This is a genomic window from Proteus alimentorum (genome assembly GCF_002607735.1).
GTDB lineage: Bacteria > Pseudomonadota > Gammaproteobacteria > Enterobacterales > Enterobacteriaceae > Proteus > Proteus alimentorum.
Genome location: NZ_NBVR01000024.1, coordinates 278,876 through 296,675 on the forward strand (window position 1 = coordinate 278,876; position 17,800 = coordinate 296,675).

At 37.0% G+C, this 17,800-nt stretch carries 15 protein-coding genes and 1 other RNA gene; 9 read left to right on the forward strand and 7 right to left on the reverse strand.

Features of this window, described 5'->3' with window-relative positions:
• The first annotated feature begins 38 nt into the window (after positions 1-38).
• Positions 39-773 carry an oxidative stress defense protein gene (locus B6258_RS08095; protein WP_099074828.1) on the forward strand — a complete coding sequence of 245 codons (735 nt, stop codon included), beginning with the start codon at positions 39-41 and terminating at the stop codon, positions 771-773.
• A gap of 73 nt (positions 774-846) precedes the next feature.
• On the opposite strand, the gene B6258_RS08100 is transcribed toward B6258_RS08095, so the two are convergent.
• Positions 847-1,746: a LysR family transcriptional regulator ArgP gene (locus B6258_RS08100; protein WP_069367724.1), complete on the reverse strand. Its 900-nt coding sequence runs from the start codon at positions 1,744-1,746 to the stop codon at positions 847-849.
• 160 nt (positions 1,747-1,906) lie between these two features.
• Between B6258_RS08100 and rpiA the strand changes: the two genes are divergently transcribed.
• Positions 1,907-2,563 (forward strand): ribose-5-phosphate isomerase RpiA, encoded by a 657-nt coding sequence (gene rpiA, locus B6258_RS08105; protein ID WP_072063358.1) that lies wholly within the window; start codon positions 1,907-1,909, stop codon positions 2,561-2,563.
• A 272-nt stretch (positions 2,564-2,835) separates the two neighbouring features.
• Positions 2,836-4,086: a phosphoglycerate dehydrogenase gene (gene serA / locus B6258_RS08110; RefSeq protein WP_099074829.1), complete on the forward strand. Its 1,251-nt coding sequence runs from the start codon at positions 2,836-2,838 to the stop codon at positions 4,084-4,086.
• A 77-nt stretch (positions 4,087-4,163) separates the two neighbouring features.
• Here serA and B6258_RS08115 read toward each other — a convergent pair whose 3' ends face one another.
• The 6 genes from B6258_RS08115 to zapA all read right to left on the reverse strand — a co-directional run bounded on the left by B6258_RS08115 (position 4,164) and on the right by zapA (position 11,209).
• Positions 4,164-6,275 (reverse strand): type I secretion system permease/ATPase, encoded by a 2,112-nt coding sequence (locus tag B6258_RS08115; protein ID WP_099074830.1) that lies wholly within the window; start codon positions 6,273-6,275, stop codon positions 4,164-4,166.
• 13 nt (positions 6,276-6,288) lie between these two features.
• Positions 6,289-7,650 carry an HlyD family type I secretion periplasmic adaptor subunit gene (locus B6258_RS08120; RefSeq protein ID WP_240531548.1) on the reverse strand — a complete coding sequence of 454 codons (1,362 nt, stop codon included), beginning with the start codon at positions 7,648-7,650 and terminating at the stop codon, positions 6,289-6,291.
• Positions 7,651-7,655: 5 nt separating this feature from the next.
• Positions 7,656-9,728, reverse strand: a complete 2,073-nt coding sequence (locus tag B6258_RS08125; RefSeq protein ID WP_099074831.1) for a peptidase domain-containing ABC transporter — start codon at positions 9,726-9,728, stop codon at positions 7,656-7,658.
• A gap of 88 nt (positions 9,729-9,816) precedes the next feature.
• Positions 9,817-10,416, reverse strand: a complete 600-nt coding sequence (locus B6258_RS08130; protein WP_099074832.1) for a 5-formyltetrahydrofolate cyclo-ligase — start codon at positions 10,414-10,416, stop codon at positions 9,817-9,819.
• 170 nt (positions 10,417-10,586) lie between these two features.
• Positions 10,587-10,770: non-coding RNA, 6S RNA (gene ssrS / locus B6258_RS08135), on the reverse strand.
• Positions 10,771-10,879: 109 nt separating this feature from the next.
• Positions 10,880-11,209 carry a cell division protein ZapA gene (gene zapA, locus B6258_RS08140; RefSeq protein ID WP_023581530.1) on the reverse strand — a complete coding sequence of 110 codons (330 nt, stop codon included), beginning with the start codon at positions 11,207-11,209 and terminating at the stop codon, positions 10,880-10,882.
• A 176-nt stretch (positions 11,210-11,385) separates the two neighbouring features.
• Here zapA and B6258_RS08145 point away from each other — a divergent pair, with 176 nt between their 5' ends.
• From B6258_RS08145 to gcvH, 6 genes are all read left to right on the forward strand, one after another.
• A complete protein-coding gene (locus tag B6258_RS08145) occupies positions 11,386-11,964 on the forward strand; it encodes a YecA/YgfB family protein (RefSeq protein WP_099074833.1) in 579 nt (192 codons plus the stop codon).
• A 51-nt stretch (positions 11,965-12,015) separates the two neighbouring features.
• Complete coding sequence (gene pepP, locus B6258_RS08150) at positions 12,016-13,326, forward strand: Xaa-Pro aminopeptidase (protein WP_099074834.1); 1,311 nt, start codon at positions 12,016-12,018, stop codon at positions 13,324-13,326.
• Between the two features lie 13 nt (positions 13,327-13,339).
• Positions 13,340-14,512, forward strand: coding sequence for a 2-octaprenyl-6-methoxyphenyl hydroxylase (gene ubiH / locus B6258_RS08155; RefSeq protein ID WP_099074835.1), 1,173 nt, complete (start codon positions 13,340-13,342; stop codon positions 14,510-14,512).
• A 96-nt stretch (positions 14,513-14,608) separates the two neighbouring features.
• A complete protein-coding gene (gene ubiI, locus B6258_RS08160) occupies positions 14,609-15,844 on the forward strand; it encodes an FAD-dependent 2-octaprenylphenol hydroxylase (RefSeq protein WP_099074836.1) in 1,236 nt (411 codons plus the stop codon).
• A gap of 414 nt (positions 15,845-16,258) precedes the next feature.
• On the forward strand, positions 16,259-17,353 hold the full coding sequence (gene gcvT / locus B6258_RS08165) for a glycine cleavage system aminomethyltransferase GcvT (protein ID WP_099074837.1): 1,095 nt from the start codon (positions 16,259-16,261) through the stop codon (positions 17,351-17,353).
• Positions 17,354-17,387: 34 nt separating this feature from the next.
• Entirely contained in the window at positions 17,388-17,780 is a 393-nt protein-coding gene (gene gcvH, locus B6258_RS08170; RefSeq protein ID WP_099074838.1) for a glycine cleavage system protein GcvH, read from the forward strand.
• Positions 17,781-17,800 lie beyond the last annotated feature (20 nt).

Here is a 17,800-nt window from a genome sequence, read left to right on the forward strand (position 1 = left end):
AAAGAGGGTCTTAAATTTTATTCTGTCAGGGGGTTTTTGTGAAATTAAAAGCAATTGTATTAGCATCCGTGTTTACGCTGGGATTACCTTCTTTTGCATTAGCAGCGTCTGAGCCAGAAGGACCACATATCACAACATCGGGTAATGCGACAATTAAAGCCGCTCCTGATATGGCAACATTAAATATTCAGGTTAACGAAAGAGCAAAAGATGCGGCTCAGGCTAAGAAACAAGTTGATGAGCGTGTTGCAAAGTATTTTGCCTTCTTAAAAGAAAATGGTGTCGTTAAAGAAGATATTGATGCTGCTAATATTCGTACTCAACCAAACTATGAGTATGATAAAAAAGCAGAGCGTTCAGTGATTAATGGTTATACCGCAACACGTACCGTTAATGTTAAAATTAAGAAGTTAGAACAGCTTAATACGTTGCTTGATGGCGCATTAGCGGCGGGTTTAAATGAGATTAATAACGTTGAATTTGGTGTAAATAATCCAGAACAATACAAAACAAAAGCACGAGAAGTTGCGATTAAAAATGCAATTGATCAAGCAACGTCAGTAGCAAAAGGTTTCGGTGCAGATTTAGGTGCTGTTTATAGCGTGAGCTATCGTGCGCCAGAAGCCACACCTTACCCAATTGCACAAGTGCGTATGGATGCAATGGCATTAAAAGCAGAAGTACCTGCCGCCGTACAAGAAACTTATCAACAACAAAGTATTGAATTTAAAGATTATGTAGATGTAGTTTTTGAATTAAAACGTACTAAATAATCCTATTATGAGAAAAACAAAATAGGCTTCATATTGAAGCCTATTTTTTGTGTTAATAAGATGAAATAGCGTTTTACTCTTCATCCTGTTTTAACACTTTACGCCCAAAATCAATAAGTGCGTCAGTTACTTTTCTCATGGTTCTACTTTCTGGTGCAAATCGGTGCCAATAGAGCATACGCCGCTGGCAAAGGCCCGGCGTTAAATCAACCAACTCCCCGCTTTTTAGTTCATTTGCAATTTGTAGATGAGGGATCATACAACAGGTTGAACCTTGTTTCGCTAATTGCACAAAGGCTTCAGAGGAGTTCACGATATGACAGGGCACACTCCCAGGTGATAAACCGAAATTTTGTTGTAAAAAAGCCTGATGCATATCGTCAAGATGGTCAAATGCAACGGCTGGCGCTTTTAATAACGAAGATTTTGTTACACCGTTAGCAAAGTATCGTTGAGCAAAGTCAGGAGAAGCAACGAATAGGTAATCGAGAGCGCCTAATTGATCGACAAGGCAACTTGGTAGTGCTTGTGGCTGAATACTGATTGCACCAACGACTTCGCCTCGTCTTAATCGTTCTTGGGTACGAGTTTCATCTTCTACTTGAATATTGAGACGAATAGGCAATTGCGTTAATACGGGATGTAAAGCGGGTAATAACCATGTCGCTAAACTGTCAGCATTCACAGCCAAAGAGAGTAAAAGAGGTGTAGAACCGCTGTTTTCATCACCTAACCATTGTTCTTCAAGTAATTCTACTTGATGCAATAGCGCTAATAATTTTTGTCCTTGCTCAGTGGGTTGAGGTGGAACAGTTCTAACTAATAGCGGTTGTCCAAATAAATTTTCTAACTGTTTGATACGCTGAGAAACGGCAGATTGTGTAATACATAATTTTTGCGCGGCTCTTTCAAAACCACGTTCTCGAATGACGGCATCAAGGGCTTGTAATGCTCGATAATCAGGGCGTTTCATTAACAGACTCTCTTCGATTTTATATTCTATTGCTTACTATGCCATATTTTTCGTTGTAATGAGTTAAAATGTTGCTTCTCAGTTTTTGATGTGTCTCGTGCTAGTTTTGAATGCAATATGCTATTCTTAATCCATTAACGTGATAAATAAGGTTTTTTAAATGACTCAGGATGAATTGAAAAAAGCAGTAGGTTGGGCAGCGCTTGAATATGTAAAACCAGGCACAATTGTGGGGGTCGGTACTGGCTCTACGGCTTCTCACTTTATTGATGCATTAGCAACAATGAAAGGTCAAATCGAAGGCACCGTTTCAAGTTCAGAAGCATCAACTGCAAAATTAAAAAGTTACGGCATTCCTGTTTTCGACTGTAATGAAGTCGATTCTTTAGATATCTATGTTGATGGGGCTGATGAAATTAACCATCACATGCAGATGATCAAAGGTGGTGGTGCTGCATTGACGCGTGAAAAAATCATTGCCGGTGTCGCGAAAACATTTATCTGTATCGTTGACGAATCTAAACAAGTCGATGTATTAGGTAAATTCCCTCTACCTGTTGAAGTTATTCCAATGGCGCGCTCTTATGTCGCTCGTGAACTGGTTAAACTGGGTGGCTTGCCTGAATATCGTGAAAACGTGGTAACAGATAACGGTAACGTTATTTTAGACGTTCATAACTTAACGATTCTTAACCCTATCGAACTGGAAAACAAAATTAACAGTATTCCAGGTGTGGTAACCGTAGGATTATTTGCTAACCGTGGCGCAAATGTTGTTTTAATGGGCACCTCTGAAGGTGTGAAAACCATTAAATAATTCTTTTTAAGATAGGTAGCGATGGCTACCTATTTTTAAAATTATTTTAGAAACCGCAAATTCAGTGATATATATCACACGCTAGTTATATCTCTCTTTAAAATCCTGCCATTTTCAAAGTCAAAATCATTTTACTCGGTAGAAAATCACTTTATTTACCGCTTATTCTGTCATCACTGCAATCGGTTGTATTGCCACAAAATCTATTTTTGTTATGTTGATGAGACAGGATTTTGTTTTTCATTAAATGTAATAACGATAGGGCAGGGTAAATGGTCAAAGTATCTTTGGAAAAAGAAAAGATAAAGTTTCTACTCCTTGAAGGTGTGCACCAAAGTGCAGTAGAAAATTTAAGAGCTGCGGGTTATACCAATATTGAATATCATAAAGGCGCATTATCGGACGAAGAATTAAAAGAAGCTATCCGTGATGCTCGTTTTGTTGGTCTTCGTTCCCGCACTCATTTAACAGAAGAAATTTTTGCGGCGGCTGAAAAATTAGTTGCTGTGGGATGTTTCTGTATAGGTACTAATCAGGTTGATTTAGACGCCGCTGCTCGCCGCGGTATTCCCGTTTTTAACGCGCCTTTCTCAAACACTCGTTCCGTGGCTGAGATGGTGCTTGGCGAATTACTGTTATTACTGCGTCGTATCCCTGAAGCAAATGCGAAAGCACATCGTGGGGTTTGGGATAAACAAGCCAAAGGCTGTTTTGAAGCACGTGGTAAAAAACTGGGTATTATTGGTTATGGCCACATTGGTACACAGTTAGGTATTTTAGCCGAAAGTGTTGGTTTAAATGTCTATTTCTATGATATTGAAAACAAACTGCCATTAGGTAATGCAACACAAATTCGTCATCTCTCTGAATTGTTGAATATGAGTGATATTGTCAGCTTACATGTGCCAGAAACACCATCAACCAAAAATATGATTGGGTATGAAGAAATTCAGCGCATGAAACCGGGCTCAATTCTGATCAATGCTTCTCGTGGTACTGTGGTTGATATTCCTGCGTTGTCACAAGCGCTAGAATCAAAGCATTTATCAGGTGCTGCGATTGACGTATTCCCATCAGAGCCTGGTGCGAATAACGATCCTAACGATCCGTTTGTTTCTGAACTTATCAAGTTTGACAATGTGATATTAACACCGCATATCGGTGGTTCAACCCAAGAAGCGCAAGAAAACATTGGTTATGAAGTTGCGGGTAAATTAGCAAAATATTCAGATAACGGTTCTACATTATCTGCTGTTAACTTTCCAGAAGTGTCACTGCCAAGCCATGGTGATGATGTAAACCGTTTATTGCATATTCATGAAAACCGCCCAGGTATGATGAATAGCATCAACAAAGTGTTTACTGAAGAAAATATCAACGTAGCCGCACAGTATTTACGTACGTCAGGTAACGTAGGTTATGTTGTGATCGATATTACAACACAAACGAAAGCGCAAGCTGAGTTAGTGTTACAAAAAATCAAAGCATTACCGGGAACCATCCGTGCTCGTATGTTGTACTAAATAAATTATTTTAATATTAAGTATAAAGGCTCAATAATTTGAGCCTTTATTTTTTATGGTTCATCACTTATTACGGTTTATTGTTGCGTCTGTTGTTGCCACAATTGCTGATAAAGTGTTTTATTATTTAATAAATCTGTATGTGTACCTTCTTCTAATATACGACCTTTATCAATGACATAAATATAATCTGAAATAGAAATGGAATTAAGTCGATGAGCGATACAAATCACCGTTCTATTTTTACAAATAGCAGGAAAGGTTGCTAAGATTTCAGCTTCTGAGCCATAATCCAATGCGGATGTCGCTTCATCTAAAATAAGAATTCGTGGATTAGGCAAAAGTGCCCTTGCCAGAGCGATACGCTGACGCTGTCCTCCTGATAAATTATGTCCTCTTTCTCCTACTTGTGTATTAAATCCATTAGGAAGTTGAGTAATAAAATTAAAAGCCCCTGCTAATTTGGTCGCTTCAATAATATCCTCTTCGCTACTATCGGGTTTTGATAAACGAATATTTTCTATAATAGTGCCACTAAATAAAAAATTATCTTGTAAAACAACACTAATTGATTGACGTAAAGCAAGGGGATCTGCAATCGCGAGATCCATGCCATCAATATAAATTTGCCCTTGCTGAGGGGTATAAAAACGTTGAATTAAACGTGTGATGGTACTTTTGCCTGAACCTGAAGGCCCTGTAATTCCAATAAATTTTCCTGCAGGAATAGCGAAAGAGAGTTGTTCAATCACATCCGGAGTATTGTCTGTATAACGAAAGCGTACATGAGAGAATTCTATATTTCCTGCAATATGCGGTACAGTGGCAAGTCCTTGATGCTGATATTCGGTGGGAGTATTGAGGATCTCGCCAATACGACGTATTGAGATACTCGTTTGTTGAACATCTTGCCAGAGTTGGGCTAAACGTAAAATAGGGTGTGTAATATGAGCGGCAAACATATTAAAAGCCACTAATTCGCCCACAGTTAACTGTGCCTTCATAATTAAGTTCACACCATGCCATAAGATAATTGCCATCGTAATTTTATGAACAACGCCAATTAATTGCTGAGCAAGTAACGCTTTTTTGGCTGCAGAAAAACGCTTAAGAATATGGTTGGTGAGTTTATATTGCCATTTTTCAACAAATTGGTTTTCTGTCGCTGTTATTTTAATGGTTTCTATACCATTGATAGCTTCTGTTAATAAGCTCGTGTTATCGGCATTCGCTTGATACTCTTGTTCAACCCAATAGCGGATCATTGGGCCAAGTATAAGCCAGAGTAAAAAGTAAAGTACTAATGCTGCTATAGTTATCCAAGTTAATAAAACTGAGTAAGCAAACATTACTGAAATAAACACGATAATAAAAATAGAATCCAGCACCATCATCAGAGCTGAACCAGTAATGAATTGACGAATATGGGCAAGTTCTTGAATACGAGAGATAACTTGCCCAGATTGGCGTTGATTAAAAAACGGATTTGGTAATCGAATGAGATGCTGATAAATTTTACCTGAAAATTCTGCACCTAGGGTGCAAGAAACAAAAGCATAAAGTTTATTCCGCATTAAAAGATATATAGGCTCTATAATGGCAATAAGTACAAGCACCCAACCTAAAACCTGTAAATTGGAAAGGCTTCTTCCTGTTAATACCTTATCAATGATTTTTTCAAAAATGATCGGATTTACCAAGGAAAATAATTGAATAAAAAAGGATAAAACAAAAATTAAATATAATGATTTTTTTTGTTTTAATAAAGAAGGAATAAACCACATTAAACTAAACTTACTCAGTTTAGTGGTAGACATCTTATTAATAATTAGCAGTGTTGAAAAAGTAATATTCTTATTAATATGGTGAATGCTTTCTGTGTTGGTACTTGGATCAATAATAATTAATTTATCACGGGTTCTTTTCTTTAGAACATACCAATATCCTTTAATTTCAATAAGCGTATCAATGATGGTTTCATCTTCATTATGAAGATAAGAGAATTCGCATTTTAAATTTAGCTGTTGAGCAGCTTCAATAATGTTTAACTCTGAAAGATGATTGGTATCACCTAAAAAATGAATAAGCTGCTCTTTTTTTAATGAACCTTTATTTTCTTTTGAAAAATAAATTAGACCATCAATAATTGAAGGATGAAGAGGTCGGTGATTTTTAGCTATATTATTCATAGATATCTCTCTATTATTTTTCCCTTAATGCTTCATGGCGATAAACGTCTATTGGACTGAGTAAATAATCAATCACTCGACGTTTTTCAATAATCACATCAGCAGTTAAAGACATCCCTGTGGCAAGGTGATATTGCTCTTCATCTTCACCAATCGCTTGTTTATCTAGTTCAATAAGGACGGGATAAACTAAGCCTAATTGTTCATGTTTTATGGAATCTTTGGCTATATTGATAATGGTTCCTTCAATGGTGCCATAACGGGTATAAGGAAAAGCATCAATTTTAATTACCGCTTTTTGTCCTGGATAGATAAAACCAATATCTTTATTGAGAATATTTACCTCAGCAACGTTATGTTGAGTATCTGGTACTATAACCATTACGGCTTGTGAAGGTTGTAATACAGCGCCTAGGGTATGAACAGAGAGTTCTTGGACAGTACCTGTAACCGGAGAACGTACAATTTTTAATTGTTGGCGTTTTTGAGCATGATAAAGATTTTGCTGATAAATAAAAATTTCACTTTCATATTGTTTAAATTTGTCATACCACTCTAGGTATTTTTGTTTTTCTAATTTATCGCGTTCTTTAATATATTTTTCTTCTTGACTGGATAAAATAACTAATTCTGATGATTTCCTCTTAATGGAACGATTAATTTCTAATTGTTCTTTTTGATTTTCCAAAAATTCCATAGTACTAACGATTTTTTTATCATAAAGTGTTTTTTTAATATTGAAGCGCTTTTCAACATTTTTTTTTAATTCATTTAATGAGCTAATTTCTTGATGAATAAGGAGCTTGTTTTTATCATTAGTTTCTATTTCAGCATTAATATGATTGATACTGGCATCGAATTCATCTTTTTCTTTTTTATAACTTAATAGAAGCGATTCTTTATTTTTGTTATTTAATGAATTAAATTGAGAAAATGTATCAAGTAAAACATGTTGGCTTAATGCTTGATAACGAATTTTTAGTAATAATAAACTTTCTATTTTGTTCTTTAGATTATTAATTTCTTCATCAACACCTAAGATATCAAGTGTTAATAATGCTTCTCCCTCGGTAACCTGTTGGCCGTTTTTCACATGGATAGTTGTTAAGCGACTATGTTCATAAATTTGAATTTGTTGAGAGTAACCTGAAACAACTAATTTCCCCATTGCTGGTGAGAGTACATCCAATTTACCTATATATGCCCAGAGCATAAATATAATAACGCTTAATGAAATTATTATCGCAATAATACGACTATAAGGTGTTGGAGGTTTTTCAAGCACTGCAATATGATTAGGGTAAAAATCATAGTTTTTAGGCTCTTTTTTAGTTTTTAAATAGTGATTAATGATTTTTTTTATTTTTGATTTCATTATTTTCATCCTTGTTGATGTTGCCAAAGTTTTTTATAAGAACCATCTTTTTTAATCAATTCATTATGTTTCCCTTCTTCAATTATCTGGCCATTTTCTAATACAATAATGCGGTCACAGTTTTTTATTGTAGAAAGACGATGAGCAATCATAATGACGGTTTTATTTTGAGTTATAAGAGGAAGGTTTTTTTCGATTATGGCTTGAGATTCACCATCTAATGCACTAGTGGCTTCATCAAAAATTAAAATCTTAGGTGATGATAATAAGGCTCTGGCAATGGCAATACGTTGGCGTTGCCCCCCAGATAACGATCTGCCATTTTCAGCAATTAGGGTATCGTATCCCAAAGGAAGTTTTAATATAAACTCATGCGCACCTGCTAATTTAGCAGCATGAATAACGTCATCTAATGAGGCGGATGGTTGAGTTAAACGGATATTGTCAAAAACGGTTAAATGAAATAAAAAATTCTCTTGTAATACAAATCCTATTTGTTGACGTAATACTGTGGGAGGAATTTCACAAATAGGCATTCCATCAACCTTAACTAGCCCTAATTGTGGGATATAAAGTCCTGCGATCATGCGTGCTAATGTGCTTTTCCCTGACCCAGAAGTCCCAACTATACCAATAGTTTCATGCTTTTTAATCACAAGAGAAATTTGCTTTAAAATGGGGGACGTATCATGTTGATAATAAAAACTCACATTCTCAAAACTTACTTCACCTTGTAATATGATATTCTTATGCGCTTTTTCTTGTTCTGTCGGGAGATTAAGAATATCTTGTAAATGATAAATAGCTGTTTTTGTTCTTATATACTTTCCCCAAACTTCTATTGCAGAACTTAAAGGTTGTAAACAGTGATTTAATAGCATATTAAAAGCTATTAATTGACCTATGGTCATTGTGAGTGAAATGACTTCAAAAGCACCAAGGCATAAAAGAGTGGCTGTCGTTATTTTTTGCAAAAATGAAACAATGTATTGGGATAAGTTATCAATATTTTGTAACTTTAAATTTTCATTAGTGAGCTGATGAATTTGCGTATTCCACTGTTGTGTAAAACGTGGTTCTAATGAAAGACTTTTTATTGTTTCTATGCCTCCTAGCGTTTCTGTTAAAAAAGCACTATTTGTTGCCGAGCATTGATAAAGTTGTTGTACGGTATTTTCTATTTTAGGTGCAATTAATTTAGCTAATATAAAGTAGAGAGGAATGGTGGTAAGAAATATTAATGTTAACTTTAATGACAAATATGCCATAACGAATAGAAAAATAAAGATAAATGAGAAGTCAACCAATAACATCAATAAGGTTTTTGTTATAAATTCTCGAATAATATCGAGCTCTTTTACTCGAGTGACAATAATACCGGTTTGGCGAGACTTAAAGTAACTAATAGGTAGTTTGAATAAATGATGAGTTAATTTTAAACTCAGTAACATATCAATTTTATTGGCAGTATGATGATAAATATACTCTCTTATTCCCTGAAGGACGGATCCTGAAATAGCGACAAAAATAAGACCTATTACCAATACATCAAGTGTAGATAAAGCTTGATGTATAATAACTTTATCCATAATTATTTGTGTAACAAGCGGTGAGGCAAGTGCTAGCAATTGAAGAATTAACGAGTAAAATAAAACACGTTGAAAGTGTGAACGATATTTCATAAAAGTAGGAATAAACCAAGAAATATCAAAAAAATGCTTTTCCGCAAAATCGAGATAATAATAATGATGAACACTGTTTTTTATTAACGTCTCTTTACTCCATGTTTCCATTTGGTCAGTTTGTAGATCATAAATTAGAAATTCATTATCATTATATTTTAAAATAATAAATGTGTTTTCTGAATCATCTGAAAATATAACTGGATAATATAGTTGTTTTTTAAAAACATGATGGATGCTTTTTTTCTTTAGTTTGAAAGCGTAGGTTTTTTCTAATGATGAGATAGTGTTATTATATTTATTATGAATTGAATTTTCATTTTTTAATTGTTTTCCTGATAGTTTCAGAATGGTATTGATGCTTTTTATAATTTTGGGGTTTTCTCTATTTTTCATCTTAGATACAGTTTGGTTAAAAATAGAGATTTAAACGAATCAAGTCAGATAATGATATAAAAAAACAAAGATGATGGAAAAATAAAACTTAATTATTAAAACTCCATATTTTATTGGGTGTAATAATTTCAGGCAATGGTATATCCCAATCTGCACTTGGCAATGGCTTAACTTGTTGGCAAGTATGTGCAAGCCCCATAGGATAAAATGACTGCTGTTGCCAATTTTCTAATGTTCTATCATAAAAGCCACCTCCCATACCGAGCCGCTGACCGAATTCATCAAAAGCAACAAGTGGCGTAAAGATAATATCAATATCAGATATTGGAATAATGTTATTCACATTGAGTGGCGGTTCAAAAATATTAAAGCGATTTTTTACTAATTGAGTGGTTGGGTCATAACGTAAAAAAAGTAAATGATGGCGATGAAAAGGGTGTAATACCGGTAAGCAAACCTGTTTATTTAATACCCATAGCTGGGTGATCAAAGGTGATGTATCAATTTCACCATCAAAAGAAAGAAACAGTGCGATCGTCTGCGCTTGTTTGATTTTTGGGTGAGAGAGAACCTGTTCGCATAATTGTTCAGCTGCCTGCTGTTGCTCGTCTAATGTAAGTAAACGGCGTTTTTGGCGAATAGCTTTGCGGATTTCATCTCTTTGCTGAAAAAGTGAAGTATGCGTCATTCATCAATCCATCAATAAGTGGTTGGTATTAAGTAGAAACCATCATTTTAATCAATTTATCACACTTTAGAGGTAAGAATGCGAAGAAGTTGAAGATAGGAGAATAGAGGCATAAAAAAAGTTCTAAACATTAAGTAGTTACAAAATACCTAATGTTTAGAACTTTAGTAGAGGTCTCCAAGATGCCGCCGCAAGCTGTAACCCTTGAACCCATGGTCCAAGGTGAACATAGTGTTGCTGCCATTAGGCTGCCTGAACGAATCGGGTATGCTCACAAGCAACAGATCACCACGTTCTATGTGTTTCGAATATCGGCTCAGGGGACTGGCCCGCTGGCAAACATCTCAGAGAAATTTGGTGGGTGCGTTAAGCACCTTATCTATGGACTATTGTATTATTTTAATTGTAGAAAGCAACCTATTATCTGTGAATTTCGTGGTGTACGCATGCTTTCTGAACAAATCTACTTCGCAGTTGAAAAAGTGCGATCATGGTGCTTGCCTTGATCGTGTAAAGCTTGTTCAATAGATTGTTGTAGCATTTTTATTTTCTCTTCCATGTTGTAGGCATAGTCTCTGGTTTTTAACTTTTCTTCTGCCAACTCATGACTCATATTTAATGCCACGATAAAAATTAAGTGCTCTGTATTGGAAACACCACTGCGTTCTTTGAGATCTTGTAATCGTTGTTCCAGTTCAGCAGCAGAAGCCAGTAAAGCATCTCTTTGTTCTGGTGGGCAATTGACACGTAATGAGCGCCCAAAAATTTGAAGATCAACGGGTTGTGCGGACATGATTCCTTCCTGACATAAAATCTGTGCTACGTGTTTAGTAGTGTATACGGTTATAACGCTGTATTAAACGCTATTACTGCAAAAATTCCAATGATTAACATGGCTTAACTGGTACAGCGACTTCTATTGATGGTAGCATATCTTGAACTATTCCCCTAAATGCGACGTTTATTCTTATGTCAAAACAGAACACATTACCGAATTATCAAACTATTGATGCATTATTACAGCAACATACAGTACCTTTAACCGCAGCTGAAATGCATGGTTTGATTACAGGATTTATTTGCGGTGCAGTGCGCGATAGCAGTTGGAAAACCTTATTACACGACTTGACCAATGAAGGTTTAGCTTTTCCTAAAACGCTATCAGAGCCACTTGAAGAGCTTTATCACATCACCTATGAACAGCTCGATGACAGTGTGTTCAACTTCTCTATGCTAGTGCCTGACGAATCTGAATCTGTTTTTTCAAGAGCCGATGCTCTTGCGGGTTGGGTTAATCATTTTCTTTTAGGTCTGGGTGTTGCTCAACCTAAGTTGTCTGATCATAAAGAGTTGACTGAAGTGATTACTGATCTTCGTAATATTGGTGCGCTAGGTTACGAAGAAGACGAAAACCAAGATGAACTTGAAGATGCACTTGAAGAAGTCAGTGAATATGTAAAAGTATCCGTTCAACTTTGTTATATCACTTTTGTCGCACCAAAAGACAAAGGAAATAACGAGCAAAATGATCAACGTGTACTACATTAATTTCATCATTAATTAGATAACCATAAAGATAAATGAAAGACAGGAGTGGGTATGAATAAGCAAGAATTTTTATCCCGTCGTCAGGCATTATTAGCTCAAATGAAGCCTGCGAGTGCGGCTATTTTTTTCGCCGCACCACCAGCGCAACGTAATGCGGATAGTGAGTATCCTTATCGCCAACATAGTGATTTCCTTTATCTAACTGGTTTCAGCGAGCCTGAAGCTATTCTTGTGCTGATTAAAAGTGATGAAACACATAATCATAGTGTGCTTTTTAATCGCGTTAGAGATTTAACCGCTGAAATTTGGTTTGGTCGTCGCCTTGGACAAGAAGCTGCACCTGAAAAATTAGGTGTTGATAAGGCACTACCTTATGAAGATGTGAGTGAACAACTTTACCAATTATTAAACGGATTAGATGTTGTTTATCATGCTCAAGGTGAATATGCGTTTGCTGATGAAATCGTTTTTAGTGCATTAGAAACGTTAAGAAAAGGCTCTCGTCGTAACTTAAAAGCACCACAAACTATCATTGATTGGCGTCCAATTGTTCATGAACAACGCCTATTTAAATCTGATTTTGAACTTGAATTACTGCGTAAAGCTGGAAAAATTACCGCATTAGCACATACGCGTGCGATGCAAAAATGCCAGCCGGGTATGTATGAATATCAACTTCAAGGTGAGATTGAACATGAGTTTGTCTCTCATGGTGCGCGTTTCCCTTCTTATAACAGCATTGTCGGCAGTGGTGAAAATGGGTGTATTTTGCACTACACCGAAAACGAAACCAAAATGCGTGATGGGGATTTAGTTCTTATTGATGCAGGCTGTGAATATGAAGGTTATGCTGGTGATATCACTCGTACTTTCCCTGTTAATGGTAAATTTAGCCGTCAACAACGCGAAATTTATGACATTGTCTTAAAATCCATCAATGTTTCTTTGGAATTGTACAAACCTGGTACAAGTATCAAAGAAGTCACTGAGCATGTCGTGTATATCATGGTCGAAGGACTGGTTAAACTGGGCATTATGCACGGTGAAATCGAGCATCTTATTGAAACAAAAGCTTATCAGCGTTTCTTTATGCATAGCTTAAGCCATTGGCTAGGCCTTGATGTTCATGATGTTGGGCATTATGGCACCGAGCGTGACCGTATTTTAGAGCCGGGCATGGTACTAACCATTGAACCGGGAATTTACATTGCGCCAGATGCCGATGTGCCACAAGAGTATCGTGGTATTGGTATTCGCATTGAAGATGACATTGTTATCACAGAAACAGGCAATGAGAATTTAACGGCATCAGTCGTTAAAGATCCTGATGAAATTGAAGCTCTGATGGCAGGAAAAATTTAAGGCTAAAATCAGCATGAATGTGATTATTGTGGGTGGTGGAATGGCAGGTGCGACATTAGCACTTGCACTCTCTACATTAAATAAAGGTAAGATTTCAATTTCGCTAATTGAAGCAAGAGAGCCTGACAATGGGCACCCAGGGTTTGATGCAAGAGCGATTGCATTAGCACATGGAACAGCGAAACGGTTAGAGCAGATCGGGCTTTGGTCAACATTAAAACCTTTTGTCACTCCCATTAATCATGTTCATGTCTCTGATAAAGGTCATTGTGGTTTTGTTAATATTCATGCACAAGACTATGATATCTCAGCACTGGGTTATGTTATTGAATTGCATGATGCAGGGCGACAGCTTTTTGCGAAATTAAAAAAACAATCTAATATCACGCTTTATTGTCCCGCTAAAGTTGAACAGGTTCAACGTAATATCAATTCTGTTGAGGTAACACTTGATGATGGTACGCAATTATCGAGTGATTTATTGATTGCCGCTGATGGTACCAACTCACCTATTGGCCATCAGTGCCATATTCAATGGCAACGAGAGCCTTATCATCAAGTGGCTGTGATTGCTAATGTCAAAACGCAAATCGATCCTCAAGGGAAAGCTTTTGAGCGCTTTACTGAATTTGGCCCATTAGCCCTATTACCAATGAGCGAAGGGCGTAGTTCATTAGTATGGTGTCATCCTATTGATAAATTGGATGAAGTTTCACAGTGGGATGATAAAACAACCATCGCACATTTACAGCGTGATTTTGGCTGGCGTCTAGGGAAGATCGAGCATATTGGCAAGCGAAATTGTTACCCTTTAGCACTACAAAAAGCCAATCAAATAATTGGTCATCGCTTAGCGTTAGTTGGAAATGCCTCGCAAACACTTCATCCTATTGCAGGACAAGGTTTTAACCTTGGTTTACGTGATGTTATGGCACTCGCCAATACAGTCACCCAAGCGATTAATGCCAATACTGATATTGGTAGTTATCGAGTGCTCTCTCAATATCAACAAATTCGCCAACAAGATAGAGAAAAAACCATCTCTATTACTGATGGGTTGGTAAAAGTGTTTGCAAATCGTTGTGCACCATTGATTGTTTCTCGCAATTTAGGGTTAATGACGATGGAATTGTTCCCAATGATGAGAGATAAGTTGGCGCATCAAACACTTGGCTGGACAGACTAGAGCGTGTTGATCTTTGATGGTCAATTTTTTTGTTGTAAAAATAAGCAGAAAAGAACGGCGCGCTCTAAAATAATCGCTTTTTAGGATACTTTTATTATGAAATCATTTGATGTTGTTATTGCTGGTGGTGGAATGGTTGGGCTTGCATTAGCCAGCGGATTACACGGGTGTGGATTACGGATAGCGATAATAGAAAATCACCCAGTAACGAAACTTTTTCACCCACAAGATGATTTTTCATTACGGGTATCTGCTATTAATACAGCCAGTGAGATGTTGCTGAAAAAATTAGGTGTTTGGGAAAATTTACAAGCATTACGAACTGCACCTTATCAAGGTATGGAAGTTTGGGATCAAGATAGCTTTGGCCGCATTGAGTTTTCAGCCCAAAAAGAAGGATTCAGTCACTTAGGTTCTATTATCGAAAATAACCTTATTCGTGAAGTACTTTGGCAAAAATGTGAAAGCCATAGTGATATTACCTTCTATTCATCAACGCAAATTGAGCGTGTGGTATGGGGGGAAAATGATGCATTTATTACCCTTAATGACGGTGAAATGTTGACGGCAAGACTCGTTGTCGGAGCTGATGGGGCTAATTCATGGTTACGTAAACACGCAGATATTCCCCTCACTTTTTGGGACTATGAACATCATGCTTTAGTTGCCACTATTCGTACTGAACAACCTCATGAAAATGTTGCGCGTCAAGTCTTTCATGGCGAAGGTATTTTAGCGTTTCTGCCTCTTTTTGATCCTCATACTTGTTCTATTGTTTGGTCTTTACCAAGTAACCTCGCTGAACGTTATCAAAATGCAGAAAAAAACCTATTTGAGCGCACACTAGGTGTAACCTTTGATATGCGTTTAGGCCAATGTGAGTTAATCAGTGATCGCATGACCATACCATTGACAGGTCGTTATGCTCGCCAATTTGCTGCTCCTCGTTTAGCATTATTAGGCGATGCTGCTCATACTATCCATCCTTTAGCTGGACAAGGTGTTAACCTTGGTTTTATGGATGTTGCAGAGTTAATCGGAGAGATCCGTCGCTTAAAAGCAGAAGGTAAAGATTTTGGTGAATATCTCTATTTGAGACGATTTGAGCGCCGTCGCAAACATGCTGCTGCTGTAATGTTGGCCAGTATGCAAGGATTCCGTGAACTTTTTGCTGGCAATAATCCCGTTAAAAAGCTGGTTAGGGATATCGGCCTTTCGTTAGCAGATAGTTTACCAGGGGTAAAACCTAAGTTACTTGAGCAAGCAATGGGACTTTCTGATTTACCAGAATGGCTAAGTGATAAAAATTTCACTTCAGTTGAAAAAATCTAATTCCTCTCTTATTTCACATTACTTTTATTTATATCTGGCTGAAGAAATAGAACTAAAAAAATCTATTTTTTCAGTCTATTCTTTGCACTAATTCCTTTTTTTTAGTAATTCCTCGCTAAAAATGAGCGCTGATACGCATAATTGCAATCATTAGTTCTGCATACCCATATGTCTACATTATGATTAAGAGACACAATACCCTATTTTAACTTATGGTTTATTTTTTCTCACAATGCTAAGTTCAAGGGGATGGTATCGTTTGCGTTGTACGTTAATTGCTCGCATTTGTTAAATCCATGTTTAAAAATAAACTTAAGCTTGAGATTAACACTATGATTTTAAATCAAGTTTAATTTTATATTTAACAAATCGCGTTCTCTGAATAATCTAAAGTAAAAGTAGAAAGAGGGAAGAATGGCAAAACAGACTCCGTTGTATGATGAGCACGTAGCCTGCGGTGCTCGTATGGTCGATTTTCATGGTTGGATGATGCCACTGCATTATGGCTCTCAAATAGATGAACATCATATTGTACGTCGTGATGCCGGTATGTTTGATGTTTCTCATATGACCATTGTTGACTTACATGGCTCACAAGTTAAAGATTTTCTACGTTATTTATTAGCGAATGATATCGCTAAACTCACCGAAAAAGGTAAGGCGCTTTATACCGGTATGCTCAATGCATCTGGCGGTGTCATTGATGATCTTATCGTCTACTATTTTGATGACTCTTTCTATCGCCTCGTTGTGAACTCTGCTACTCGTGAGAAAGATCTGGCATGGATTGAGCAACATGCTGCCGATTATGTCGTTGATATCACTGTTCGTGATGATTTGGCTCTTATTGCCGTTCAAGGCCCTCATGCACAAGAAAAAACCCAACGCTTATTAACTGAGCAGCAACGCCAAGTTGTTTCTGCCATGAAGCCTTTCTATGGTGTAGAGCTTGGTGATTTGTTTATTGCAACAACGGGCTATACCGGTGAAGCCGGCTATGAAATCGCAATGCCAAAAGAGCAAGCCGTCGATTTTTGGAAAAAATTATTAGCTGTGGGCGTTAAACCCGCAGGATTAGGTGCAAGAGACACATTGCGTTTAGAAGCGGGAATGAACCTATATAGCCAAGAGATGGATGAAACGATTAATCCACTTGAAGCAAATATGGGATGGACGATTGCATGGGCGCCAGAAGATCGTCAATTTATTGGTCGAGAAGCATTAGAAAAATTACGCGCAATAGGCACAGATAAACTTGTTGGTCTTGTAATGCGAGAGAAAGGTGTGTTGCGTGCTGGCACTGCCGTACACTTTACTGATGATTTAGGTGAATTAAGAGAAGGTATTATTACAAGTGGTACTTTTTCGCCTACATTAGGTTTTAGTATTGCATTAGCAAGAGTTCCTGCTGGTATAAAAGATAGCGCAATTGTATTAATGCGTAATCGTGAGATGCCAGTGGAAGTGGTAAAACCTGGTTTTGTTCGCTCAGGTAAAGCATTGGTATAGCACGCACAATTATTTTAAATGGAGAGTAAGGTCAATGAGTCAAATACCTAGTGAATTAAAATACGCACAATCTCATGAGTGGATCCGTTCAGAAGGCAATGGTGAATACACTATCGGTATTACTGAACATGCACAGGAATTATTAGGTGACATGGTGTTTGTTGATCTACCCGAAGTGGGTAGAGAGGTCACCGTTGGTGATGATTGTGCAGTCGCCGAATCAGTAAAAGCAGCATCAGATATTTACGCACCATTATCAGGTGAAATTATCGCAGTAAATGAAGAGTTAGATGGTTCTCCAGAACTGGTGAACAGTGCACCTTATGGAGAAGGTTGGCTATTTCGCATTAAAGCAAATAATGAAAGCGAATTAGATGACTTACTTGATGCCGCTGGTTATCAAGAACTGGTAGATAGCGAAGAGTAAAACCGAAGCGCCCCGTCAAA

Bases quoted from the DNA above. Each gene is read 5' to 3' on its own strand.
- B6258_RS08100 (WP_069367724.1), bottom strand. From the start codon at position 1,746: ATGAAACGCCCTGATTATCGAGCATTACAAGCCCTTGATGCCGTCATT.
- rpiA (WP_072063358.1), top strand. From the start codon at position 1,907: ATGACTCAGGATGAATTGAAAAAAGCAGTAGGTTGGGCAGCGCTTGAA.
- serA (WP_099074829.1), top strand. From the start codon at position 2,836: ATGGTCAAAGTATCTTTGGAAAAAGAAAAGATAAAGTTTCTACTCCTT.
- B6258_RS08115 (WP_099074830.1), bottom strand. From the start codon at position 6,275: ATGAATAATATAGCTAAAAATCACCGACCTCTTCATCCTTCAATTATT.
- B6258_RS08120 (WP_240531548.1), bottom strand. From the start codon at position 7,650: ATGAAATCAAAAATAAAAAAAATCATTAATCACTATTTAAAAACTAAA.
- B6258_RS08125 (WP_099074831.1), bottom strand. From the start codon at position 9,728: ATGAAAAATAGAGAAAACCCCAAAATTATAAAAAGCATCAATACCATT.
- B6258_RS08130 (WP_099074832.1), bottom strand. From the start codon at position 10,416: ATGACGCATACTTCACTTTTTCAGCAAAGAGATGAAATCCGCAAAGCT.
- zapA (WP_023581530.1), bottom strand. From the start codon at position 11,209: ATGTCCGCACAACCCGTTGATCTTCAAATTTTTGGGCGCTCATTACGT.
- B6258_RS08145 (WP_099074833.1), top strand. From the start codon at position 11,386: ATGTCAAAACAGAACACATTACCGAATTATCAAACTATTGATGCATTA.
- pepP (WP_099074834.1), top strand. From the start codon at position 12,016: ATGAATAAGCAAGAATTTTTATCCCGTCGTCAGGCATTATTAGCTCAA.
- ubiH (WP_099074835.1), top strand. From the start codon at position 13,340: ATGAATGTGATTATTGTGGGTGGTGGAATGGCAGGTGCGACATTAGCA.
- ubiI (WP_099074836.1), top strand. From the start codon at position 14,609: ATGAAATCATTTGATGTTGTTATTGCTGGTGGTGGAATGGTTGGGCTT.
- gcvT (WP_099074837.1), top strand. From the start codon at position 16,259: ATGGCAAAACAGACTCCGTTGTATGATGAGCACGTAGCCTGCGGTGCT.
- gcvH (WP_099074838.1), top strand. From the start codon at position 17,388: ATGAGTCAAATACCTAGTGAATTAAAATACGCACAATCTCATGAGTGG.